Raw genomic sequence first — 24803 nt, 5'->3', positions numbered from 1 at the left:
AGCAGCGCTGGTCGTTAATCCACGAGGACACTCACTATGAAATTTTATGTACCTGTTATTGCGTCTCTACTTTTCAGCGCCAGTGTCGCGGCCGAGGTCATCACGCCCGCGAAGATGAGCCAGCAGGACCTGGCCGGCGCCATGTTCAAACAAGACGACATGATTAAAACCACCCACGATGACGGCCATGTCACCGAGGACGTGACCTCGCTGCTGTCCAGCGATGGCAAGTTCTCCTCCGGCGTTTATAAGTCCAGCGCCACGCGTTCTGAAATCACCGAACCCTACGGCGTTGATGAGTTCATGTATTTCCTCAGCGGCAGCGTCACGCTAACCTCCAGCGATGGCAGCGTGCAGGTGATCAACGCGGGTGAAGGCGTCACCGTGCCCAAGGAGTGGACCGGCATTTGGGAGACCGAAGGCTACACCAAGATCTGGGTGATCTACTCTGAAGACGGCTCAGCCTTCGAGTAAAACGATGTCCGCCTCTCTGCCTGAACTCCGCCGGTTCTCCGCTGACGCCGCGCTCGACGATATCGTCGCCGCGCTGGCCAGGGATGGCGGCGCGATCGTCGAATGTGTTGCCGACGACGACACGGTGGCTGCGGTCAACCGGGAACTCGCTCCACACTACCTGGTGGAAGGGGAAAAGTTTCACAACGACTTTAACGGCTACCGCACATCGCGGCTGTCAGCCATATTGGCAATCTCCCCAGCTTCCGCGGCGTTGATTGCCCACCCCCTGGTGATGGCGGTGGCCGATGCAATACTGGGCCCCCACTGTGAGTGCTACCGAATAGGCAGCACCACAGCCATTCAAATTCAGCCCGGGGAAGGCAATCAGGAGCTGCACCAGGACGATGACTTCTACCCAATGCGAATTCCGGGTGTGGAGTATCAGCTGGGTGCCATGTGGTCGCTGGACGATTTCACCGTAGAAAACGGTGCTACCCGAGTGGTGCCCCGCAGCCACTGGACCGGCGATGCACCCGAAGCACCCGGCGACGAGGCCGTGCAGGCGGTCATGCCGGTAGGGTCCCTGCTGCTGTACTTCGGCTCAACCTGGCACGGTGGCGGTTCTAACAACAGTGAGGCCTCCCGCTCGGGTTTGATCAATACCTATACATTGGGATGGCTGCGCCAGGAAGAAAACCAGTACCTTGCGGTGCCTCGCGAAATCGCCGATCAGTACCCTGAGAACGTGCGCCGCCTGATGGGCTACCAGTCCCACGGCGAGTTTCTGGGAGTATTCCCGAACGATCCCGATGGCCATTGGTATGACGCCTGACACATCCAGATCAGCAAACCACTCAGGACCACGCTTGTGACCAACCCTAAGACGCCAAAGTCCTCACGCACCGGCGGCGGAATCAGTCGTCGTGATCTGCTGCATGGCTTTGGCGCCGCAGCTGCCGCCAGCTTTGTCCCCGGATCATTGTTTGCACAAAATGCCCTGGCCGCCGAGCTTGCCGGCACGCAATATCCTCCAAGCCTCACTGGAATGCGAGGCAACCACGATGGCGCCTGGGAAGTGGCCCATGCACTGGCAAGAGAGGGCCGCCAAGATTGGGGGACACCCGGCGCAGAGGACAACAGCGACTACGATCTGATCGTGGTGGGTGCGGGCATCAGCGGGCTGTCAGCGGCTCACTTTTGGCAGAAGGCCTACCCCGGCGCACGCATCCTGCTGCTGGAGAATCACGACGACTTCGGTGGGCACGCCAAGCGCAATGAATTCAGTACCGGTGGCGACACCCTCATCGGCTATGGCGGTAGCCAGACATTGGTGGAGCCCAAAGACTACCCCGAGGCAGCCAAGGAGCTGCTCGACGATCTGGCCATAGATCTCGATGCGTTCGAGACCGCCTACGACTGGGATTTTTTCCGGCGCAATAATCTTGCAGCCGGGCTGTACTTTGATGAAAAGCTCTGGGGGCAACGCCACCTGGCAACCATGGAGCTAGGCACCATGCTGGAGGGCTACCTGGAGGTGGCGCCGCCGCCCATAGATCTGCACGCGGCCGTATCGGCTATGCCATTACCGGATAAAGCCCGTGAGCAACTAGAGGGGCTGGTTCGTCCGCAACCACAGCGCATCCCAGGCGACACCGACAGCGAGCGATGGGCCTACCTGTGGAGCGTCAGCTACGAGCAGTACCTGCGCGACACTATGGGCATTACCGAGCCCTCGTTATTCAAGCTGCTTCAGGACCTGGCAGCAGACTCGGGCACACACATTGGCGGCGTCTCGGCAGACATGGGGATTTTTTACGCGGGCCTCCCCAACCTGGGCTCTACCGGCATTGTGCAAGAGAAGGCACCGCCCTACATTCACCACTTCCCCGATGGCAACGCGGCGGTTGCGCGTTTGCTGGTGCGCAAGATGATCCCCGAGTGCATGCCGGGAAACACTATGTCGGACGTGGTGATGGCGCCGCTGGACTACGCCAAGCTGGATTCCCCGGACAATGCGGTCAACCTCCGCCTGAACAGTACCGTGATTAACGTCTCAGACGCCGGCAGTGCCGTGGATGTCACCTACGTGCGTAACGGCAAGAGTTTCCGGGCCAAGGGCAAGTACTGTGTTATGGCCTGCTACAACGCGATTATCCCGAGCATCTGCCCCGCGCTGCCAGACGCGCAGAAAGCGGCCCTGTCAGAGCAGGTAAAATCCCCCATCCTCTACACCAATGTTGCGGTGAGAAACTGGGAGGCCTGGGAAAAGCTCGGCGTGGGCATTGTCTTTGCACCCGGCTGTTACCACATCAATGCCATGCTGGATTTCCCTGTGAGCATGGGCGGATACAACTACTCCGCCGACGCTTCACAACCTGCCGTCATTCACCTTGAGCGCTTTCCGCGCGGCCGCGATCCCGCCATGAAACGTAAAGACCAGTATCGAATGGGGCGCTACGAATTGCTGGCAACACCCTTCGAGACCATGGAACAGGAAACGCGTACGCAGTTGGCCGGCATGCTGGGTCCGGGCGGATTCGACCCCGACCGGGACATCCTGGGAATTACCGTGAACCGCTGGGCGCATGGTTACTCGTACTTTTACGGCGAGATGGACGGCGACCCCTGGTACGAAGACTACAACGACCCACGCTTCCCGCACGTGCGTGCCCGTCAGACCCGCGGACGCATTGCCATTGCCAATTCCGACGCAGGCGCAAGCGCCATGTTCGAATCCGCTGTGGTGCAGGCGAGGCGCGCGGTCAATGAACTTTTTGGATAATCGGAGACATCACCAATGAGGCGATTCGTCAGTGTTATAGCGCTACTGCTTTTACCCACAGCCATGAGCTGGGGGAGCGAAAAAGAGGTGGTAGCCATTATTGGAACCGGCGATATGGGCGACTCCCTGGGGCCACAATTCCATGCCTTGGGCCATACCGTTGTTTACGGATCACGCGACCCACAGGGCGAGAAAGCCCAAGGCGTTGCCGCCCAGACCGGTGATGGTGTGCAGGTGTTCAGCCAGGCCGAGGCTGCACAAAAAGGCGACATCGTGGTGCTGGCAGTGCCCTGGCCGGCGATGGAAACCGTGGCACAGAATCTGGGTAACCTCAGTGACAAGATTGTTATCGACGTGTCCTTCCCGCATCAGCAAGCCGAGGACGGCTACTACGAGCCGATGCTGGAAACATCCAGCGCAGAGATGATCCAAGCATGGAACCCCGGAGCACACGTGTTCAAGACCTTCGCCCTGCAGGCCAGCTACGTGATAGATGACCCTGAGGTCGTGGGTGGCCCGGTGACCATTCCCATCGCAGGGAATGACAAAGCAGGCAAAGAGCGCATCGCCCAGATCATCGTCGCCATGGGCATGGACCCTGTGGATGCAGGACCGCTGCGTCTGTCCAGAGAGCTGGAGGCGATGCAGCGCCTGTATGGGGTGCCGTTTTTCCAGCGCCGCGAAGCCGCCTGGGAGTTTTACTTCCGTCGCAGTTACTACTGGGAGTGTATCTGGCAAGATGACTGGTCAGCGCCGGTAGTCGATGCCGACAATCTGGCGCAGCTGCCCGAAACTCAGGGGCCCGCCAAAGACTGCCCCGGCACCTGAGCTGTTATTGAAAACGCTGGCCCTTTAGACGCACAGATAAGAAGAATCAAGGTATGAGCCAACCCCGTATCTCCCTACCCACACAGGGCCTCAACGTCAGCCCGGTTCACGAGAGCACCATCTTCGATGGCTGGCGCTCTGTGGTGCTGGCTATCTACATGGCACTGGTGGGCTACGGCGTGATGGTGGGCATTCCCGTGATCTCCACCGCCTGGGTGGAACTTCTGGGCTTCACGGAGGTGCAAGTGGGTCGGATCGCCGGCGCTGATCTCGGGGGATTCTCTCTGGGAGCCGTGGTGGTTTCGCTGTTCGTCGCCCGTGTTAACCGGCGATTACTGGTGCTGATCTCGGCCGCGATTGCTGTAGCGGCCAATGGCCTGTGCATGGTGATGGTGAGCTATGAGGAAACCCTGTGGCTTCGACTGATCGCGGGTGTGGGAAGCGGCGCCTTCACGGCTGTCGCTATCGCCACCCTGGCGGGCACCGCCAAACCAGCGCGGGCCTTCAATATTCTGTTGTTCACATTCGCATTCTCCCAGGGCGGCGAGCTGTATCTGTTTCCCAAGCTTGAGATGCATGAAATCTATCTGTTCTTCATTGGCACGTATCTGCTGGCACTGCCCTTCCTCGCCTGGCTGCCAGCGCGACCTGTGGAGAAATCGCTGACTGTCACGGTAGACGTGGAGGAAGCTGACCACAGCCATCACACCGAACAGCAGCACATACCCCGTTCGGTACCCTGGCTGGTACTGGGCGCAGTGCTGTTTACCTACCTCAACATTGGTGCCTATTGGACCTATATAGAACTGGCTGCAGCGGATTCCGCCGCGGACCCCGACTGGGTGGGTCAGCTGCTGGTGTACACGTCGGTGTTCTCGGTCATCGGCTGCGCCTGCGCGACCTTGATCTCCAACCGCTACGGACTGGCACGACCATTGATGGTAACGCTGGTGTTTCAGGCCATCATTGTGGGCATGCTGGCCAACGGTATAGGCAACATCAATGTGATGATCAGTATGTTTGCCTTCAACTTCTGCTGGATCTTCGTTGATGTCTACCAGTCGGCGACCATTGCCAACGTCGATCACTCGGGTCGGTTTGCTGCATTGCTGCCGGGCGCGCAAGGTTTGGGCCAGATTCTGGGGCCGAACCTGGCCGCATCCATTCTGGCGGCAGGCATGGGCTATGGCAGCGTATTCATCATGTGCGCCATCGCATCCCTGGTGGGCTTTGCTATCTACCTGATAATGTACCTCAAGCTGCGCCGCATTATTCCGGCGCTGGCTGACGCCTCTTAGGCAACATCGGCGATAGTTGTGCGGTGCAGCAACCGGTCATAGCCATCGTAGCCACCCGTGGCCGAGTGCAGCAATGAGCGGTTGTCCCACATCACCAGCATATTGGCTGACCACTGGTGCCGATAGACAAAAGCCTCTTGGGACTGATGCAGGTACAACTCCACCAACAGGCTCTCGCTCTCCTCCGGTGACAGACCAACAAATTCCTTGATGTAAGCCGCGCTTGAGAACAGAGCCTTCTCGCCCGTTTCCCGGTGAGTTCTTACCAGCGGGTGTCGATGTTTCTCCCTGGCTTTCTCACTTGGCAGGATCTGCATGCTGCGTCCACTGGCCTGATCATTGTCCCCGTACAACCCGTCCGGGGCGTAACCGCGAGCCGCAGAGTGCACTGCCGTCAAGCCTTCCACCTTTTGGCGCAGTTCATCAGGCATTTGCTGGTAGGCCATCACCTGGTCGGCAAATAGCGTATCTCCGCCCTGCGGAGGAATCGTAATACCGAAGAGAGCAGTACCCGCCGGCGGCAGCGGCATGAAGCTCCAATCGGAGTGAAATATCTCTGCAAAAATCGGCGTGGTCTCGTCAGCTCGGCGCTGAATCGCGCTGATGTGCTCATGTCCTTCGATGTGCCCAAAAAACGGATCTTCTCCCAACTCGCCAAAACAGCGCGTGACCCGTTCCAGGTCATCATCGGTTAAGGGTTGATCGGGAAACGCCAGCACTTTGTGTGTGAGCCAGTGTAGGCGCAACTCGGCCACAAGGTCATCGGATAAGGGCTGGCACAAATCCAGACCGGTCACGGTTGCGCCACAGGCAGCGCCCGAAGGTGTCACAGTCAGGCTCATTATTATTCCTCCTTGTTAGCTGTGTTCAGGTGATTCGCTGTTTCAGGGTGCGTGATTCCACCAGGCCAGGTCTGAGAAAGCGCGCAGGTCCAGCTCGTGGGTCCAGGCTGAGCGGTGCTGCTGAGAAACATGGTAGTAGGTTTCTGCCATCTTCTCCGGTAGGAGCAGGCCGTCATTACCCATACCCCGTGCTTCTCGGAGCTTGGCAAAGTTTTCCGCGCCCAGCATCTTGCCCAAGGTGTCCGGGGCGTCCACCGCGCCATCGATCAGAATATGCGCCACATGAATGCCCTGCCGGGCATACTCGGCATTGAGCGACTGGCACAACATGCGCCGACCGCCCATCGCTGCAGCGTGAGAATGCTGACCCTCATTCCCTCGCACTGCCGCCGTCGCGGAGGTAACGAGCAAGGTGCCACCACCGCGTGCCACCATCAAGGGGATCACCACCTTGGCCAAACGGAACAGACCATTGCAGGCCATCTGCCAGCCCAGTTCAAACGTCTTTAGGGGAGTATCCTCCAAGGAGCGATTGCCTATCTGGGCGCCCAGGTTGAACAGGACCACCTCGATAGGCCCAATCGCCTCCACTTCCGCGATCAGATTCTCGATAGCATCGGGTTTTACAGCATTCACCAGATGCCCACTGGCAGAGCCGCCCTGCGCCTGAATATCGCTGACCATGGCATTCAAACCCGCCTCGTCGCTGCGCCGTGCAAGAGCTGCGTGATAGCCTTCCTGCGCGAACTTTTTGCCAACGCTGCCGCCAATTCCGGCGCCAGCACCGAGCACTAAACATACTTTTTCCATGATCAAATCCCGTCCTCGTTATTCAGGCTAATCCAATTTTGCCGGCAGCCGCCCACTGCGAAATGTCCGCCCCGCTGTAACCCAGCCCCTGAAGGACTTCTCGCGTGTGCTCGCCTAATTGCGGAGCCGGTCTATCAATGCTGGCTGGAGTTTTATCGAACTGCGCGGCCGGTCGTGCCTGGCGAACCTCGCCAAAGTCGGCAAACTCCAAACGTTGTATCGAATCATTAGCAATAATCTGCTCATGCCGCATCAGCTCCATTCGGCTCAATAGTGGCGCGCAGGGCACGCCCTCTTCATCCAGCCGCTTCAACACGGCATCAGCATCCCAGGCCAGAATTGCCTCGGCGGTTATCGTCTTGCGCTCCTCAGGATTGGCAAAACGCGCGCCAGCCGTACTGAAGCGCTCATCGTCTATCAACGGTTCGAGATCCAGCGCACGACACATCCCTGCCCCCTCTCTATTGGACCCTGCGCCCGCCGTGATATACCCGTCCTTGGTTTGGTAGATCAGGTCCATTGTCCCCTGAAACTTCGTCGCATCGGTTTCCATGTCGGCATAGGTCAGCCCAATCATGCCCTCGGGCCAGAAGAGAGATAGCATGGCATCCGGCATGGACAGGCGTATGTGCTGGCCTTGACCGTGGCGCTAGCGAACAAACAGCGCAGCGCTAATTGCCTGGGCGGCGGAAAGAGAGGTGACCTTGTCAGTCACAATTATGTGAAACATCTGCGGCCCACCGCTTGCACGATCCGTCTGAACATCTGTTGCGCCTGACAACGCCTGAATCACAGGATCATACACGCGCTTGTGGGCATAGGAGCCCTGTACGCCGACGCCGCTGATATATACCTACGCAACACCGCTGGCTATGCACCTGTTCGTCACCTGCTCAGCAGCAATCACTTCGCAGGCGGCTGCGGCAACACCGTCGACCGAAAGTGAATAATCTACCACCGGCCACTGGCCTTGGATCACAGCTTAGACACGATTTCGTACACCACCACACCATTGGCATCATGCCAGGTAAAATCGCGCACCGTATAACCCAATCCAGGCTGAACCAGATGGGGCGTCACCGTATGTGAGATCGGGTCTCCACCAGCACCAAAAGGCCGCTTAATCTTGCGGCAAAAGTCATCAACCTGCTCCCGACTCATTTTGCGGGTGTTGGCAGAACGTCATGTCAGGCGCCATCATCGCAATGACCGTGTCACAGTCGCCGCTCTTGAAGGCCTGCTGCTCGGTCAACACTGCAGTGAGCAATTCGTCAGAGGCCTAAGGAAAGAGGAGACAAACCACAGCTGCCAGAAGTGTGCCTGCACGCATTGAGCGAATCCTTATTCTTGTTGTTGTCGCAATGTACATATTAGCACGCACCCTGCAGCGGATAGCCCCTCTGCAGCTGCTTTACTCGCCTATAGGCGAGCGCCTGCATTAGCGGGAATCACGCTACTATTGGCGGTCTGAATCTGGCAGGCAAGAATCATGACAGCGACCCATTTCGACGCCATTGTTATCGGTGGCGGCCATAACGGACTCACAACGGCGAACTACCTCGCCATGGACGGCATGCGTGTCTGCGTTCTGGAGCAGCGGCCCGTGGTGGGTGGTGCCGCGGTCACGGAGGAGTTCCATCCCGGATATACCAACTCACTGGCCTCCTACGTCGTCAGCCTGCTGCGCCAAGAAGTGGTCGATGACCTCGCGCTACAGAAGTATGGCTATGAGCCACTGCTGCTGGAAAACTCCCTGTATCTGGACAGCTCAGGCGACTACCTGCTGCTCAACGGAGATGAGGCCCAAGATCGAGCGCAGTTCGCCAAGTTTTCCGATACCGACTATGACGCGATGCTGGGCTTTGAGCACAGTATCGAAATCGTCGGCGATCTGTTGGCCAAGCAGTGGCTGAAAGAGCCACCGAAGCTACACGGCGGCGGCATGGCAGACCTGATGGAAGCCATGAAGCTGGGTATGGATGTGTACCAGCTGGATGCCGACGCGCGCTGGCGCCTGATGCAGTTTTTCATTGGTGCGCCTCAAAGCATCATCGATCGCTGGTTTGAAAGCCCCAAGGTCAAAGCCATGGTGGCGGCACACATCATGCCCGCCAATTACGCGCCTCTTACCCAGCCCGGCGCCAGCCTTGCCATGCTGCACCATGCAGTGGGCGAGATTGCTGGTCGCAAGGGTGCCTGGGGTGTTGTCCGGGGCGGCATGGGTGCGATTACCCAGGCCATGGCGGCCTCAGCCAGGGATAAGGGCGTAGACATACGCACGGACGCACCCGTTGCCAGTATCGACCTGGACGCCAAGGGTCGCGTCACAGGCGTCACGCTCGGCGATGGCACACAGCTGCTCAGCGATATTGTTGCCGCCAATACGGACCCCAAGCGCACATTCCTGACACTGCTTGGCAAGGAGCACTTGCCGGAGGCCTTTGCGAAAGACATCTCGGCGTTCCGGCAGGAATCGGCATCGCTGCGTATGAATTTAGCCCTGAAAGGCCTGCCGGAGTTTGCGGCGATCCCGGGCAGTGGCCAGGGGCCGCAGCACCAAGCCAGCATCACTTTCATTGAGAGCATGGCGCACCTTGATCAGGCCTTCGGCGCATCCAGAGCGGGACTTCCCGCTGATCCGCCCATTATCGAAGCCATCATACCCAGCACCATCGACGATTCACTGACCGCAGAGCCGGGCACACACGTAATGAGCCTGTTGTGTAAGTACATGCCCTACGATCTGGCAGACGGTGCGCAGTGGGATGACAAGAAGCCGGAGGTTGTCAGCAACATCCTCTCGCACGTTAAACGATTCATCCCAAATCTCGACGATATCCTGGTGCACGCACAGTGCCTGACGCCGCTGGACCTTGAGCGCCTGTTTGGCATGACTCGCGGCGATATATGCCATGGCAGGATGGAGCCCGATCAATTGTACAGTGCGAGACCACACCCGGGAGCCGCGCAATATGGCACCCCGGTGCCGGGCCTTTATCTCTGCGGCTCAGGCACACACCCGGGCGGTGGCGTTACCGGCGCGCCGGGGCACAACGCCGCTCGTCGCATCATTAAAGACCGACGTTAGGCGCCGGCTGCAGTCGGTACCTCGACCGCTGGGCTATAGCGCCGCCAGATAACGATGGCGCTAATCACGCCCAGCGGCACAAAGAGAATACCCGGACCAAACGCTACCCAGACTTCCGCCTGGCCCCAGTTTAAGGAGCCGTCAGGGAGCAAGGTTCCTGCCCCACGCTGATAGGGAACCACGTACCAATACAAGAGCAGTCCCGGCATCACCAGTCCGTAAATCACCAGGAGCACGGGTGCGATGAGGGTTGTGCGCACCTTACGGGCGTCGCGGTCTTCCGCCGGGGTCTCCAACAGCTGGAGACGATAGCGTCTTTCACTGTCGGAGACGGTGCCGCGGCGGGATACGATCAGAATGGCGGCAATGCTGGCAACAGCACCAAGTATCGCCGGGTCCAGGTATACCGGCAGATCAATAAGCCCGAGGGTCTGCACAGCAGCGGGAATCACATTCCCAAAAAATCCGAACACGATCCCCCAAAATGCCCCATCGGCGGTAATGCGATCACTCCAAATACTCATGAAGCCTACCGGGCCCCAGGAGGATGCGAACACCGTGCCGATAAAGAGCATGATCCAGAACACGTTGGGCGGCACCCAGAAAGTGGCCACCAACACCACCAAGCCTGTCAGCAGAACCAGTGCCCGCGTTTTGTTAACCGTAAGCTCCCGCGGGGTTGAAGTAATGTCGTTGCTGACGCTGAAGCCCACCAGCGAGAGAAAGGTGGAGGCAGAGGACAGCGCCGCGGCCAGAATTCCCGCCAACAGCAAAGCACCCAGTATCTGGGGCACCTGGGTTTTCGCCGCCCAAATGATCACTGTTTCCGAGGGCGTGATATCGCTGTTGTACAGATTGATAAGCCCGCCCAAACCGTAAATCATCAACTGCATGAAGATCACAGCGAAACAGGCATAAATCGCCGAGCGCAGAACCACGTGTTCGTTGCGCGCCATCAAGTGGCGACTGGCCTGCCAGGGGCTGACTGCATAGACCACGCCCCAGCACATATCGATGATCAGCACCCAGATAAGGAAATCCAGGGCGGTGGCCCACTCGGAGCCTTCACCAATGGTGCCATGCCAGGCCGTAATGTCAGGCTTGGGCTGTTCCCGGGTTAGCGTTTCCACGGCTGTGGTGGCACCACCCAGATCCTGCAGAATTACGATAAAAAATATGACGGTTGCCACACCGAAGAGGCCGAACATCAGGGTGTCGGTGATGATCACGCCACGCGAGCCGGCGTAGAGGGTAAACAGCGTATAACTCAGCCAGGCCGCCACCAGCGCTTGCGTATAGGTCAGTGCCGTGAGGTCGGCCAACAGAATAGCGGCACCCTGGGTAACAACCAGCAGGTAACCGCCAAGGCCGAGGATAATAGTAGCGCCTGCCGCCTGCTGCACTCGCCGACTCTGGAAGCGCTGACCCAGAAAATCGGCCACTGTGGTTGCACGGCTGCGCCGCAAAAACGTGCCGAACAACAATGCGCCGTAGACGTAGCCAGCCACAGCAATACCCGGGAGAAGGATGTAGGGCCCCATCCAGCCATCGTAGGTAAAGCCGGCCTCGCCGAGGAAGATGGAGGTGCTGAACACACTGGCGACCAGGGTGCCAACGATCAGCATTGTGGGCGCCCTACGGCCGGCCACAAAGTAATCGTCGAGTTGCTTTACCCCTCGGCCGCTGTAGCTGCCAACAATAATGAAGACGGCCGTGCAGGCGATGATGGTTATGGTGTAGCTATCGATGACCCTAACCTCCCCTGCGAATGCCGCTCAGTAACACGCGCCTTAACGCTGCTTCAGAATCGCCCGCGCAGCGTTGTGACCTGGCAGGCCGCTAACACCGCCGCCCGGATGGGCGCCGGACCCACAGAGAAATACTCCCTCTACCGGCATCTTGTAGTCGGCGTGACCAGGAATCGGACGCAGTGAATAGAACTGGTCGAGGTGCAACGCGCCATGGAAGATATCGCCACCCACCATGTTCAGGTCGCGCTCAATATCCAGCGGTGTTTTGATCTGGCGTCCTACAACCGAGGCGGCGAAGTTCGGTGCGTATTGGTCAATCGTGCCTATCACCATATCAGCCACTTCATCCTTCACCTCGTCCCAGCTGCGACCATCCGGTAAATGGCGCTGAAAATGCTGGCAGAAAAGGCTGGCTACATGGCCACCGGGAGGCGCCAGTGAATCGTCTTGTGTGCTGGGAACTTGCATGGATATCACTGGCCGCTTTGACCAGCCGGTGGTGCGGGCATCATGGTAGGCGTCTTGGATATAGCCCAGCGAGGGGCACACCTCGATGGCCCCCATAAAGTGGTCGTCGCCCCGCCCAGCCATGGACGTAAACTGTGGCAGCTCGGACAAGGCCACATTCATACGGAAGGTCGCAGAATGGCTGCGATAGTTCTCGATGCGACGCTGTGAATCATCGTCCATCAGGGTTTGATCCAGCATCTTCTGCAGCAAAATCTGCGGATGCACATTCGCCGCAACGAACCTGGCAGTAATCTCGCGGCCATCTGCCAAAGCCACACCACGGACCTTGCCGTTGTCGTGGAGGATGTGGCTCACCGGCGCTTCGGTTTCAATACGTGCGCCCTTACTGCGTGCGAAAGACGCCATGGATTCACTGATGGCTCCCATACCACCCCGGGCAATACCCCAGGCGCCGGCCTTACCTTTGATCTCACCGAAGGCGTGATGGAGCAGCACATAGGCAGTACCCGCGTGGTAGGGCTCAGCGTAGTTGCCGATCACGCCTTCCAGACCCAACACACCCTTAAGTGCTTCGCCTTCAAACCAGCTGTCCAGATAATCGCCCAGCGAGCGCGTCATCAGCTCAGCGAGCACCGTCTGGTACTTGCTGTCCAGCTTGCGGAACATGTTGCCCGCTTTCAGAAGATTTAGGGCATCGCGCCAGCCACCACCCAAATTAGGCGGCGCTTCCACGGCCAGGGCACGGACCGCCATCGCAACCGCAGCAATGCCCTCGTCAAAGTCGGCCATGCGCTGCGCATCCCGTTTGGAGAATCGGGCAATCTCAGCGTTAGCCTGGGCATCATCACGCGTCAGTAGCAGGTGGTCGTTTTCCAGCAGGCTCAACGTGCCCGCGGGGCGCGACATCAAATCCAGGCCGTGGGACTCCAGTTCCAGATCCGAGATCACCTTGGGGTGCAGCAGGCTGACTGAGTAGGAATACACCGAGTTGCGGAAGCCCGGATGAAATTCTTCCGTCACTGCGGCACCACCGACTTTGTTGCGGGCCTCCAGCACAGTCACCTTCAGGCCAGCCTTGGCGAGATAGCCCGCACAGGTCAGGCCGTTGTGGCCTGCGCCTATGACAATAACGTCGGTATCTGTGGCCATGGTTGATTCTCCCGGAGCGGCTCTGGCTGTGCCTTAACGTAGCCATGCAGTATAGGCGTTGGGAATTTCCTCTCACCTCCGCGCCTATCAGCGCGGAGGTCCGCCGGGCGCGGGTTATAAGGCATCCAGCAGCTTAAACCAGCTCATACCTACCGCCAGGCCGATGCGCCGGAACGGTTTGCCGCCAGGGAATGGCCAGTGCGGAATCGCGGAAAATATATTGAAGCGTTGCGGTGAACCGGTGAGCATTTCCGCAGTGATTCTTGCCATCATGTGCGTCGGTGCGACGCCATGGCCGGAGTAGGCCTGTATGTAGCTCACGCCCTCTGACAGGCGGCCCAACTGCGGCATGCGATTAATCCCGATACCCATCTGGCCACTCCAACCGTAATCCACACGGGCATCAGCCAGCGAAGGGAATACCTTGGCCATCTTGCGAGTAAGCACCTCCTCGAGATTGGTCGGCTCCAGCCCTGTGTAGTTAGCAAGACCGCCAAACAACATGCGCTTATCTGCAGTGAGGCGGAAGTAATCCAGCGCGGTGCGTGGATCACATACGGCCACATTCCCGGGCAGCACAGCCTTCGCCTGCTCGTCGGTCAAAGGCTCTGTTGCAATGATGGCACTGCAGGAAGGGAGCACGCGGCTAGAGAGCTTGGGCACCAGGTTCTGCATGTAAGCGTTGCCGCAAAGTACGACCTGCTTGGCCCTGACGCTGCCTCCTTCGGTAATCACACGGGGGTTAGGCCCCTGCTCCAATTCAACAACACGTGACTGCTCAAAGATACGCGCGCCCATAGTCTCTGCTGCCCGCGCTTCACCAATGCACAGATTCAAAGGTTGGATGTGTCCGTTGGAGTAGTTCAGCAGGCCACCGATATAGCTGTCGGAGTTAACAAACTCTTTCAACTCGTCCTTATCCAGCAGCTTGTACTCGTGCGGGTTGCCGATCTCCTTTTCCCAATCACGCCATTCGGCAAAGTCCTTCATGTGACGAGGCTTCAGCGCTACATCGCAGTAGCCCCACGTGAGGTCACACTGAATGTCGTATTTGGCAATGCGCTCTTCGATGATGTCACGCGCTTCAATACCCATCTGGTAGATAGACTTGATGCCGGCTTCGCCAATCTGCTTACGATAACGCTCGGGCGCGCGACCCACGCCACCAATAATCTGTCCGCCATTGCGCCCGGTCGCACCCCAGCTGATTCGATTGGCCTCGAGCAGTACAACATCAACACCGCGCTCCGCCAGCTCTAGCATCGTGTTCACACCAGTGAAGCCACCGCCGACTACAACAACTTCTGCAGTGATGTCGCCACTGAGTGCCGGGTAATCAGTTTCCCAGTTTGCGCTGGCAGCATAATAAGAACCGGCGTGCTCGCGCGTTTCTACTGACTGTCTCAAACCGAACATGGGACCTCCTTAAGGGTGTTACTCTTGCCGCTTGATGAAAAAGATACGCAGGGATACTGGAAAGCGGATGCAAGGTCAACGAATTGTGATAATTCTCTTGTGCTCCCTCCCTATACGTCAGGTAGACGCAAAAAAATGAATGCGATCAGCTACACCACCTTCACAGAAAACCGCTTAATTTATAGGCGCAAAACACCATGAGACTTGCCACCGAGAACGACATCGACGCGTTTCTATCTGCGCATCCAGACATCCAAATGCTGGAGCTATTGATGCCCGACATCAACGGCATATTGCGCTGCAAACGTATTCACAAACGCGAGTTCTCAGCGCTGTTCTCTCACAGTATGAAAGCGCCATTGTCTGTACCTTTGCTGGGCGTGAGAGGTGACCTCTATGACGACGAGATGGACCAGGAAAAACTAGCCGGCGATCCCGACCAGCTTCTTTTGCCCCTAGCCGACAGTCTTGCCGTCATACCCTGGTTGTCATCACCAACGGCCCAAGTGATGACCGGTTTTGCCGACATGGATGGCACACCTGCGTGGACAGACCCGCGCAATGTGCTCGCGCGAACACTTGATCGCTTCAAACGCAGCGGTTGGCGTCCTGTGATTGCCACGGAACTGGAGTTTTACTTACTGGCACCCGGCGACGGCGAAGCACCCGCGCCACTGTGCGGCAACATTCCCGGCACCGGCAAATCCCAGGAAGGCATCCAGTACTGCATGATGGACGACCTGATCGATGCCGACGCCTTCCTCGATGATGTTCGCAAGGCCTGTGACTTGCAGAACGTACCGCTGACAGCTATTCACTCCGAATTCGCATCCGGGCAATGGGAAATCAATACCCACCATACCGACGACCCCATGTTGGCCTGCGACCACGCTTTGCTGCTTAGACGCATCGTGAAGGCCGTAGCGAGAAAGCACGGCATGGGCGCCACCTTTATGGCAAAGCCCTTCTCCGATCTCGCGGGTTCCGGACTACACATCCACACCAGTGTGTACGATGCAGACAGGAACAACGTGTTTGCAGAGCCAGAAGGCAGCGCGCCTGAAATCGCCAGCGAGCGACTGCGCCACGCCATCGGTGGCTTGTCCGACACCATCAACGAAGCCATGGCGGTGTTCGCGCCCAACGCGAATTCTTACCGCCGCTTCAAGCCGGGCGCATTTGCGCCCTCGGGCCCAACCTGGGCATACAACCACCGGGAAGTGGCACTGCGCATACCCGTATCATCGCCCAGCAATCGCCGGGTAGAACACCGCATCGCCGGCGCCGACGCGAACCCACATCTGGTGGCCGCGGCCATACTGGCCGGCGTACATCACGGCCTCGAGAATCAGCTAGATCCTGGCGAGCCAATTCCCGCCGGCGCTGATTTGTCAGAAGTTGAAGTGACACTGCCCCGACGCTGTGACGCCGCACTTGAAAGCTTCAAGGCAGGGAAGGTGTTACCGCAGTACTTTGGCGAAGCCTACTGCCACGCCTACTGGGCGCAGCGCAAAGGCGAGCATGATCATTTCCAGGGCCAGGTAAGCAACCTGGACTACGAATGGTTCCTGCGCGCGCTCTAGGTATTAGCGTGGCGCAGTTACTCAGGCTGACTGCCGGTCTTGCGGTACTGTGCGGGAGTCTGCCCGGTGACCTTTTTGAAGGCGGAATAAAAGGTAGACGACGAGTTAAAGCCCACCGCCAGCGCTATGTCCAAAATAGCTTGCGGTGGCGAAGTATCGGCGGCCAGCAGCACCTCGGCGCGGCGCACCCGGTAACCATTTACGTAGTCGTAAAAGCTCATGCCAAAACCAGCATTGATTACCTGAGACAGATGGTTCACCGAGCAGGCCAGTTGCTCTGCCAGTTGAGGCAGCGTCAGATCGGGATCCAGATAGCACTCTTCGCTCTCCATCAATTCACCCAACCTGCCCATCACATCCTGCAGGGCCGACTCATCCAAGCCGGACTTGGCGTAGCGCTGCACACGCCGCTTCCAACCGCCTTCACCCGCTTCCATCGCCGGCGTGCGGTAGTAGTCTTCAATGCGCACCGCAGCATCGCCTTCGAAAGTCACAAACTCGGCGCCGGTCCAGGGCGGACTGGTGGAGCCGGGCTCGGGAACCGCCTGATACTGAAACGCAATGGTATTTTCACCGGTGAGTATCTCGCCCACCAACTGGTATCGGCATTCGCCCTGGTCAAAGAACTCACGCAGGTGAATCAGCAGGTCTTCGCCGGAGAGCGTTTGCTGAGTCGGTATATCCAGGTAAGTGCCGTCACTGCCGAGCAGGTCTGCAACCGCTCCTGCATCGCCGTGATTCCAGGCTTCAAAATAGGTCGCCACGAAGTCAGCGCTTATCATTGCGTACATTCCTGAGCCAAAACTAGCTAGACCCTACACTAAAAATAACACTGAGACACGAAATGACTGCAACACGGAGCAGCTTGAGGAACAGATTACGATGACAACCAGCGGCACACCTAGCGCCATGAGCACAGGCTTTGATCTGCGACAGCTCATTAAGATCGTCGTTTATTCACTGCTGTTCATGAACTTCATCATCTATGTGACGGACGATATTCGGATCTCGGCACATACACTGGATGCCAACTCATCGCTGCTGGATGTGACAGCCGCCTACGCCACTACGCTGGATATCTTCGCCTGGCTAACCCTGCTAATGCTGTTCGAGCTAGAAACTTATTTGCTCTCCGATGAAGCCTTCACACGCGGGCGAGTTATGATGATGCACGGCACACGCTGGGTGTGCTTCCTGTTCCTCGCACACACACTCTACGCCTACGGCGACAGCGGACTGGAACTGCTGGGCTTATCACCCGTTCCTGATGTCACAAGCTTGTGCCAGCTGGTTGACGGGGAACTGTCCTACGGCTCGAATCTGGCCTATGCCGTACTGAGTCCAGAAAATTGCAGCACGTTATCCACCGATTCACAGTTCTACCTGATTGAAAAAGGCACGGTCGTCACCGATACACAGGGACTCGCCATAGAACAGCAGCTGGTGTGGATAGACCTCGCGGAGGCGCTGACCTGGTTGGTGATTCTGGTGTGTATGGAAGCGGTAGTGCGGCTACAAGACAGAGGCATCACCCGCGGCGTTGCAATTCGCAGCGCCAACTGGCTCAAGGCAGTGCTCTACGTCACACTGTGGATGATCGCGGCATACTGGATCTACCGCGGCCACTATATGTATGCCTGGGATGAAGCGCTGTGGATCCTGGGTTTCCTGGCCATCGAGATGAACATCTCGGACTGGAAATCAGAAATCCGCAGCGAGAGTGAAGCCGCCTAGCTGTAAACCTCAGGCGGCGTCTGGCGCGTGCGCGCCGGCATCCAGAAGGGCTTGTCCTTGACCTCACACAGGGCCATCTTGCGGTAGTAGCGCAGTTCTTTCTGGTAGTAAATCTCTGCCCAGATATCGCCTTTCAGTGCGGGCGTCTTGATCATTGCCAGTGCAATGTTCGCTTTCACTGAGGGTGACCACATGGCCGAGGTAACATAGCCGATCTCGTTATCGCAGTCCTCGGTGTCATACATGATGGCACCTTCGGCAACTTTATTGCCGGGAATATCCAGCTTCACCAGTGTCCACTTCGGTCCGCGTTCACGTTCTTCCAACAGTGCCCTGCGGCCATTGAAGTGCGGCTTCTTGAAATCCACTAGCCAACCGAGGTTCAGTTCGAACGGCGATTGATCGTGCTCGAAGTGAATGGTCTTGAGGGATTCAGACAACTCCATATCCGGCATGATAAAGCCGGCTTCAAGGCGCGCCATGTCGGTGGCAGTTTCACCGTAGGGATGAATACCAAAGTCCTTGCCCGCTGCGTACAGTGCGTCCCACATGGCCAGCGCCTGTGAGGGGTCTATCCAGAGCTCATAGCCCAGGTCACCGGTAAAGCCTGTGCGAGACACCATCAGTTCCACGCCGTTGAACGGGAAACGCATAATGCCAAAGGGCTTGAGTGTCTCCAGACCTTCCAGCCCCATGGCTTTCAAGGTGGAGTACGAGGTGGGGCCCTGCAGCGACAAGCCGGCGATTTCGTCGGTCATATCAGTGATTGTGACATCGTCAAAACCGATGGCGCTTTTACGCAGCCACGATACGCTGGGGCTACCGCAAGTCAGCATGTAGGTATCTTCGCTGATGCGGAAGATGGTGCCGTCATCCACGATGCGACCTTCATCCGTGCACCATACGCAATAGGTCACGCGGTTTACGTTCAGTTTTTTGATGTCACGAGTCACCATACGGTCGAGCATGGCCGCGGCATCTGGACCACTAATGTAGTACTTCTGCATGGGGCAGATGTCGTAGGTGCCGCAGAAGTTACGAATACAGAAATATTCGTACTCAGGATCGTAATAGTAGTCAGCAAACCTGAAACCATTCCAGGCTGACCAAGCCTCGCGCACATTCAGTGCGGCCTGACGCTCGTGAAAATGGGTATGTCTGGGGCGCTCCCCCTGGAATGGATCAGCGCTCATGGCCGGCTCATTCGTCATAGCAATCGTCCTCCGGCACGGTGTTGGGGCGTTTCAGGTCCAGCAGAATTTCGCGGGCAGCGTTGGCACCGCAGGCAGAGGACACGCCGCCACCCGGGTGCGTGGACGAGCCACACATATACATGTTCTTCACCGGCATACGGTACTGGCCGTAACCCGGGAAGGGGCGGTTGAACAGCAACTGGTCAATGGTCAGCTCGCCCTGGAAAATATTTCCTTCCGTGAGACCGATTTCGTTCTCAATCTCATGCGGCGTGCGCACTTCCATGTGAACAATCAGGTCCTTGAATCCGGGTGAAAAACGCTCGATCTTATCGATCACCGTCTGCCCAAAGGCGTCGCGCTTTTCGGGTGTCCACTCGCCGTCGGCCAACTTGGGCGGGCAGTACTGAATAAAGTTCGACATCCAGTGTTTGCCAGCGGGAGCCACTGTGGGATCCCAGGCTGATGGAATGACCGACTCAATGAAGGGATCGTCAGACCAGGTGCCGCGCTTCCAGCAGTCGTAAGCGCGCTCCATGGTTTCCAGCGATCCCACAAAGCCCTGACCACCCCGGTTAATGTAGGGGTTGTCCGGTACGTTGTTGAACTTGGGCATGCCTGACAGGGCAATGTTTACCTTGCCGGAAGAACCGCGAATCTTGAAGTTTTCCGCGCGCTCGTAAATGCCATCGGGCAAGTCGTTCTTGTCCATGACTTTGGTAAACGTGCGACGCGCATCGAGGTTGGATACCACGATATCGGCGTAAATCTCATCGCCGTTCTCAAGCGCAACACCGACAGCCTTGCCGCCTTTAACCAGGATTTGCTGAACACCGGAACCGGTGCGCAGCTCGCCGCCGTGCGCCTTCATGGCACTGCACAGGGCATTGGAAATCGCGCCCATACCGCCTCGGGCCAGACCCCAGGCACCCACGTTTCCGTCTACATCGCCCATCACATGGTGCAACAACACATAGGCGGAACCCGGAGAGTACACACCCAATGCAGTACCGATGATGCCGGGGCTCGCCATGGCCGCCTTGACCAGGTCGTTCTCAAAATAATCTTCCAGGAACTCCGCGGCGCTCATGGTGAAGAAGCGCACGTACTCGTAAAGCTCTCGCTCACCCAGTGCGTAGAATTCCTTCGCCAGCCACAGCAGTTCCTTGATGTCTCTGGGCTTGAACGAGCTGGGATCCGGTGGTGTACGCAGCAGCGTCTTTCGAATTAGCTGCGCATAGCGGCCCAGATCTGCCTGAAACCGGTGCATCGCGTCGGCGTCATGCGGCGAGTGTTTTTTCAGCTCGTTGTAAGACGCTTCCTCGTCCGTGTATTCGATCAGGGTTTCACCGCGATCGCCAAAAGCCACGGTGCCCAAATAAGGCACCAGCAACAGTCCGTGCTTGGCCAGGTCGAGGTCACGATGAATGGCCTGACGCATCATGGAGCACACATAGGAGCAGCTGGAGTAGAACCAGCCCTCATGCATTTCACGGGTAACTGCCGCGCCGCCGATATAGTCGTTCTTTTCGACGACCATCACATCCAGGCCAGCCTTGGCGAGGTAGGCGGCATTTGTGAGGCCATTGTGACCGGCCCCAATAATCACTGCATCGTAGCGTTTCATTTCAGTATCTCGTGGGCCGCGTTATGACCGGGTCCGCCCATCAGGCCGCCACCGGGGTGAGAGCCCGCACCACAGAGGTACAAGCCGGGTAGCGGCGTGGCGTACTGGCCTGCCTCGTAAGTGGGGCGCATCATCAGCATCTGGTCCACCGCAAACTCGGTGTGGTGCCAGTGGCCACCTGTGACACGGAACTGCGACTCAAGGTCGGCAGGTGTCAGCAACTCTGCGTGCACCACCAGATCCGCGAGTCCCGGGATATGCGCCTCCAGCGTATCCATGACCCGACGACTGAGGTCCGCGCGGGCTTCGTCTGTCCAGCCACCCTTAAGATTGGCAGGCACATACATAATGTTGGCCGACAGCACATGCTGGCCGGCTGGTGCCAATGAGCTGTCCGTGAGGGACGGCAGCAATACTTCCATGACTGGGTTCTGTGAGTAGCCGCCGTACTTCGCATCGTCGAAGGCAAACTCAAGCGCATCCGGCTGATCGGCGATGATCATGCGCGCATTGGCATCAGACAGCCCAGGGATGTTTGGCGCGCCTTTCAATGCCAGATGCAGCTTGGCCACATAGCCTTCACAGCGCAGACGCTGAATACGATTGGCAAATTCGATTTCCAGGTGACGCGCGCCTACCAGCTTAAGGAAGGTGGTCTGCGGGTCAGCAGAGGAGACAACGCGACTGGCTGTCACCGTTTCACCGCCTACTAACTCAACGCCGCTTGCGCGCAGACCATTCTCGTCTGCGTCCACAACCACCCGCTTTACGGGTGCGTCGAAGCGCACTTCCGCACCAGCTGCCGTGGCGGCGCCCTGCAGCGCATTAACCAGGCCACTGATACCGCTGGCAGGAATACTGTGCATTCCCTGATGTTCGCCGATCATGCGGTACAGAAGACCAAACACAGCACTGTTAGGTGAGCGCGGTGCCAGCTTGGCACCCACCAGTCCGTCCCAGCTGAGCGCAGCCTGCAGGCGCTTGTCTGAAAAGTACTCATCCATCAGGTCGCGCATGGGCAAGGTAGCGACACGCAGAAACTCCAGCATGTCCTCTTTGCCCATCATACGAAGGCGCAAACCCAGCTGACCGAAGGTCATCAACTCACCCAGGGAGTTGTTGCCAACGCCCGGCATGGTCTTGGCCCAAAAAGGCTCCAAAGCCCGGGCAAAGGTTTTCATGGCCTTGCGATACTTCACATAGCTGGCCGCGTCGTCTTCGCCAGCGCCCTGCAGCGCGTCATCGCTGATGCTGATGTGCTTGCCGTCGGGGTCAAGTGCCACCGTAGGCATCGCCTGGCCCGACGAATCAAAGCCGTGGGCTTTGAGATTCAGGTCAGCAGCAATCTTGCCGGAAAATTGATTCAGGCTGTGGGCGACAGACGCCTTGAAACCCGGATGAAATTCTCGCGTCATGGCCAAACCGCCTGCGGCGGGAGCGGCCTCAAGCACCAGCACACGCTGGCCCTTCTTCGCGAGGTAAGCGGCGCATATCAGACCGTTGTGGCCCGCACCGATAACAATTGTGTCGTAGTTACTCACTGCAAATCCTGGCAGTTAAATTGCCGATTGCGCAGAGTAGCCACGCGCTATTGCATCAACAACCGCGCCTATACGGTTGGATAGCGGCGCTGCTCAGTGATACGAATGTGCTTCAGGCAGCGCTGATATCCACCGTGCAGTCGTAATAACAGGCACCGCCTGCCATGTCCGCCTTGTGTCCAGGAATCAGGGCATTCACTGTTTGGTCTGTGGGGCTCTCAGCCAACCAGGCACCCTTGGGAACATACAACGTGCCCAAACGAACGCGATCGCTGAGCAACAGAGGCAACTCTATGTCGCCCTGCTCATTGACCAAGCGCACGGGCTGTCCATCGCTGAGCCTGAGTGCCCCCGCATCTATAGGGTTCATTTCACACACCATATCACCGATGTGGGTATCCAACGCACCGAAGGTGGAGTTCACCCGTCGTTCCGAGGCAGGCGTTACCACCTGAAATGCACGCGGATTTATCAAGGGTCGGTAAGCGGGAACACCGAGGCCCGACTCATCCTCCAGCGCCTGGCTGAATAATTCTATGCGACCACTGGGGGTATCGGGCTGAGCGCCGCGCAACAGGCTCTCTGGCTGACCCTGTGCAACATCCAGGGCCGTGCCAATCGGCAGCTGACTGGCAGGTGCACCGATAACTGCCTCCATGCTGCCAGCTTCTATTGCCTGATCCATCAAGCTGGCGTCCGTGTCTGAAAAGCAGGCATCGTCGAAGCCAAAGCGTTGAGCCAGCAGACGGAAGATTTCCATATTGGATTTGGCATCACCCACGGGCGGTATCACCGCTTCAGAACGCTGCAGGTACTGGTGCCCGTAGGCTTGATAAAGGTCGCCGTATTCCAGGTGGGTTGAGGCCGGCAGAATCACATCCGCGTAGGCCATCGAGTCCGTCATGCTGACGTCGGACCCGACAACAAACAGAGATTCACTCTGCAGCGCTTCTCGCATCAGCGATTGGCGCGGATGCACCGCCACCGGGTTATGGTTGTAAATAAAGACGGCCTTCAGCGGCAGGGCATCACCTGGTGTGAGAATGTGGTCAGGCATATCGAGCACGTTGAACTCGCGGAGCCCCTTCGGCGCCAAATCGGGCCGCGAGAGCGCGTCCGAGTCCACGGGGAAGTAACCGGACACATCACAGACACCCGCGCCCGGCTGGCCAAAGTTTCCCGTCAGCGCGGGCAGCGCGAAGGCGGCGCGAATGCCGGAGCCGCCATTGCGGTTACGTTCGGGGGCCACGCCCATCGAGATCGCAGCCGGGCTGAGCTCACGCCAGTATTGCGCAAAGCGGAGAATGTCTTCTTCCTCGAGGCCGCAGATGTCTGCCGCTACCGCCGGTGTGTACTGTCTGGCCGAATCGAGGAAGGCCTCATGGCCGGAAACATGTTCAGCGATAAACTCTGCAGCCAAACCACCTTCCTTCTCCAATAGGGCTGCTACTGCATAGGCCAGCACCACATCGGTTCCGGGTCGCACCGGCAGAAATAAATCCGCCGAGTCGGCGATGCGGGTTCGCTTGGGATCGATAACCACCAGGGTCGAGCCCTGCTTCTGGGCGTCACGGATCAGTGTTGTCAGGTGCAGATTGCAGGCGGTGATATTGTTCCCCCAGACCACAATCAGCTTGGAGTGGGACAATTCTTCGAAGGCGATGCCGCCTACGTCGCCGAACACACTTTCCCAGGCAGCGGCGGACGTACCCGCGCACAGCGGCGTGGAGTCCACCAGGCTGGCACCCAGGCGATGGAAGAATCGCTTGTCCATAGAGCCGCCCGCGAGCAGACCCATAGGGCCGCCGTAGCTCAAGGGGGCAATGGCCTGGGCACCGAAGCGGTCAATGATATCGCTGAAGCGCTGGTAGATTTCATCCAGCGCTCGCTCCCAACTTACGGGCTCAAAGGCACCCGCGCCCTTGGGGCCGCTGCGCAGCAGCGGTTGGGTAATGCGCGCCTTGCCATGCACCTGGCTGGGCATTCCCTGGGCGACCTTGGCGCAAATTTTGCCGCGCGTGAAAGGATTGGCATCACTGCCGCGAACACGCTTTACCTGCCCGTCAGCAACTTCAACATCCAGACTGCAGGTGTCGGCACAATCCAGCGGACAGACGCTGGGCTTGATTTCGGTTTTTGGCAGCGATGAATTCATGGTAACAACTCCTTACAGCAAGGGCTGTATTTGCGGCATTCCTGCTTCCACTATAGCTCAGCCGCGAGGGTCATTTACG

At 58.2% G+C, this 24803-nt stretch carries 19 protein-coding genes and 1 pseudogene; 8 read left to right on the top strand and 12 right to left on the bottom strand.

Translation table 11 applies throughout. The annotated features are described in order from the left end of the window. Nucleotides 1-36 precede the first annotated feature (36 nt). From IE089_RS11580 to IE089_RS11560, 5 genes are read left to right on the top strand one after another with little or no spacing between them, the layout of a single operon-like run. Nucleotides 37-474 (top strand): cupin domain-containing protein, encoded by a 438-nt coding sequence (locus tag IE089_RS11580; protein ID WP_189477968.1) that lies wholly within the window; start codon nucleotides 37-39, stop codon nucleotides 472-474. Between the two features lie 4 nt (nucleotides 475-478). Beyond that, nucleotides 479-1288, top strand: a complete 810-nt coding sequence (locus tag IE089_RS11575; RefSeq protein WP_229802724.1) for a phytanoyl-CoA dioxygenase family protein — start codon at nucleotides 479-481, stop codon at nucleotides 1286-1288. A 36-nt stretch (nucleotides 1289-1324) separates the two neighbouring features. Next, entirely contained in the window at nucleotides 1325-3238 is a 1914-nt protein-coding gene (locus tag IE089_RS11570) for an NAD(P)-binding protein (RefSeq protein ID WP_189477967.1), read from the top strand. 15 nt (nucleotides 3239-3253) lie between these two features. Next, on the top strand, nucleotides 3254-4066 hold the full coding sequence (locus IE089_RS11565; RefSeq protein ID WP_189477966.1) for an NADPH-dependent F420 reductase: 813 nt from the start codon (nucleotides 3254-3256) through the stop codon (nucleotides 4064-4066). 53 nt (nucleotides 4067-4119) lie between these two features. Continuing rightward, nucleotides 4120-5364: an MFS transporter gene (locus IE089_RS11560; RefSeq protein WP_189477965.1), complete on the top strand. Its 1245-nt coding sequence runs from the start codon at nucleotides 4120-4122 to the stop codon at nucleotides 5362-5364. Here the strand turns inward: IE089_RS11560 and IE089_RS11555 are convergent. The 4 genes and pseudogenes from IE089_RS11555 to IE089_RS11540 all read right to left on the bottom strand — a co-directional run bounded on the left by IE089_RS11555 (nucleotide 5361) and on the right by IE089_RS11540 (nucleotide 8177). Next, entirely contained in the window at nucleotides 5361-6206 is an 846-nt protein-coding gene (locus IE089_RS11555) for a TauD/TfdA dioxygenase family protein (protein ID WP_189477964.1), read from the bottom strand. The genes IE089_RS11560 and IE089_RS11555 overlap by 4 nt on opposite strands. 42 nt (nucleotides 6207-6248) lie before the next feature. Next, the gene (locus IE089_RS11550; RefSeq protein WP_189477963.1) at nucleotides 6249-7016 is read right to left on the bottom strand and encodes an SDR family NAD(P)-dependent oxidoreductase; all 768 of its coding nucleotides are present in this window, start codon (nucleotides 7014-7016) and stop codon (nucleotides 6249-6251) included. A 22-nt stretch (nucleotides 7017-7038) separates the two neighbouring features. Then, nucleotides 7039-7863: pseudogene (locus IE089_RS11545) on the bottom strand (CoA transferase). 128 nt (nucleotides 7864-7991) lie between these two features. Next, a complete protein-coding gene (locus IE089_RS11540; protein WP_189477962.1) occupies nucleotides 7992-8177 on the bottom strand; it encodes a hypothetical protein in 186 nt (61 codons plus the stop codon). Between the two features lie 328 nt (nucleotides 8178-8505). On the opposite strand from IE089_RS11540, the gene IE089_RS11535 reads away from it, so the two are divergent. Further along, nucleotides 8506-10104: a phytoene desaturase family protein gene (locus IE089_RS11535; RefSeq protein WP_189477961.1), complete on the top strand. Its 1599-nt coding sequence runs from the start codon at nucleotides 8506-8508 to the stop codon at nucleotides 10102-10104. On the opposite strand, the gene IE089_RS11530 is transcribed toward IE089_RS11535, so the two are convergent. From IE089_RS11530 to IE089_RS11520, 3 genes are all read right to left on the bottom strand, one after another. After that, the gene (locus tag IE089_RS11530) at nucleotides 10101-11804 is read right to left on the bottom strand and encodes a sodium:solute symporter family protein (protein WP_268248005.1); all 1704 of its coding nucleotides are present in this window, start codon (nucleotides 11802-11804) and stop codon (nucleotides 10101-10103) included. The genes IE089_RS11535 and IE089_RS11530 overlap by 4 nt on opposite strands. A gap of 90 nt (nucleotides 11805-11894) precedes the next feature. Then, nucleotides 11895-13475 (bottom strand): phytoene desaturase family protein, encoded by a 1581-nt coding sequence (locus IE089_RS11525; protein WP_189477960.1) that lies wholly within the window; start codon nucleotides 13473-13475, stop codon nucleotides 11895-11897. A gap of 114 nt (nucleotides 13476-13589) precedes the next feature. Then, nucleotides 13590-14891, bottom strand: a complete 1302-nt coding sequence (locus IE089_RS11520; protein ID WP_189477959.1) for an NAD(P)/FAD-dependent oxidoreductase — start codon at nucleotides 14889-14891, stop codon at nucleotides 13590-13592. A gap of 197 nt (nucleotides 14892-15088) precedes the next feature. On the opposite strand from IE089_RS11520, the gene IE089_RS11515 reads away from it, so the two are divergent. Continuing rightward, nucleotides 15089-16474, top strand: a complete 1386-nt coding sequence (locus IE089_RS11515) for a glutamine synthetase family protein (protein WP_189477958.1) — start codon at nucleotides 15089-15091, stop codon at nucleotides 16472-16474. Between the two features lie 17 nt (nucleotides 16475-16491). On the opposite strand, the gene IE089_RS11510 is transcribed toward IE089_RS11515, so the two are convergent. Next, on the bottom strand, nucleotides 16492-17256 hold the full coding sequence (locus tag IE089_RS11510) for a helix-turn-helix domain-containing protein (protein WP_189477957.1): 765 nt from the start codon (nucleotides 17254-17256) through the stop codon (nucleotides 16492-16494). 100 nt (nucleotides 17257-17356) lie between these two features. Between IE089_RS11510 and IE089_RS11505 the strand changes: the two genes are divergently transcribed. Beyond that, nucleotides 17357-18208 (top strand): hypothetical protein, encoded by an 852-nt coding sequence (locus IE089_RS11505; RefSeq protein WP_189477956.1) that lies wholly within the window; start codon nucleotides 17357-17359, stop codon nucleotides 18206-18208. On the opposite strand, the gene IE089_RS11500 is transcribed toward IE089_RS11505, so the two are convergent. From IE089_RS11500 to IE089_RS11485, 4 genes are all read right to left on the bottom strand, one after another. After that, on the bottom strand, nucleotides 18205-19419 hold the full coding sequence (locus tag IE089_RS11500) for an aminomethyl transferase family protein (RefSeq protein WP_189477955.1): 1215 nt from the start codon (nucleotides 19417-19419) through the stop codon (nucleotides 18205-18207). The genes IE089_RS11505 and IE089_RS11500 overlap by 4 nt on opposite strands. Further along, entirely contained in the window at nucleotides 19409-21028 is a 1620-nt protein-coding gene (locus IE089_RS11495; RefSeq protein WP_189477954.1) for a phytoene desaturase family protein, read from the bottom strand. Before IE089_RS11495 ends, IE089_RS11500 begins: the two co-directional genes overlap by 11 nt. Then, entirely contained in the window at nucleotides 21025-22569 is a 1545-nt protein-coding gene (locus IE089_RS11490; protein ID WP_189477953.1) for a phytoene desaturase family protein, read from the bottom strand. Before IE089_RS11490 ends, IE089_RS11495 begins: the two co-directional genes overlap by 4 nt. 112 nt (nucleotides 22570-22681) lie before the next feature. Continuing rightward, on the bottom strand, nucleotides 22682-24724 hold the full coding sequence (locus IE089_RS11485) for a molybdopterin-containing oxidoreductase family protein (RefSeq protein ID WP_189477952.1): 2043 nt from the start codon (nucleotides 24722-24724) through the stop codon (nucleotides 22682-22684). Between the last annotated feature and the right edge of the window lie 79 nt (nucleotides 24725-24803).

It is taken from the genome of Parahalioglobus pacificus (assembly GCF_014652275.1).
Lineage (GTDB): Bacteria > Pseudomonadota > Gammaproteobacteria > Pseudomonadales > Halieaceae > Parahalioglobus > Parahalioglobus pacificus.
This window is presented reverse-complemented; position numbering and strand designations above follow the sequence as displayed.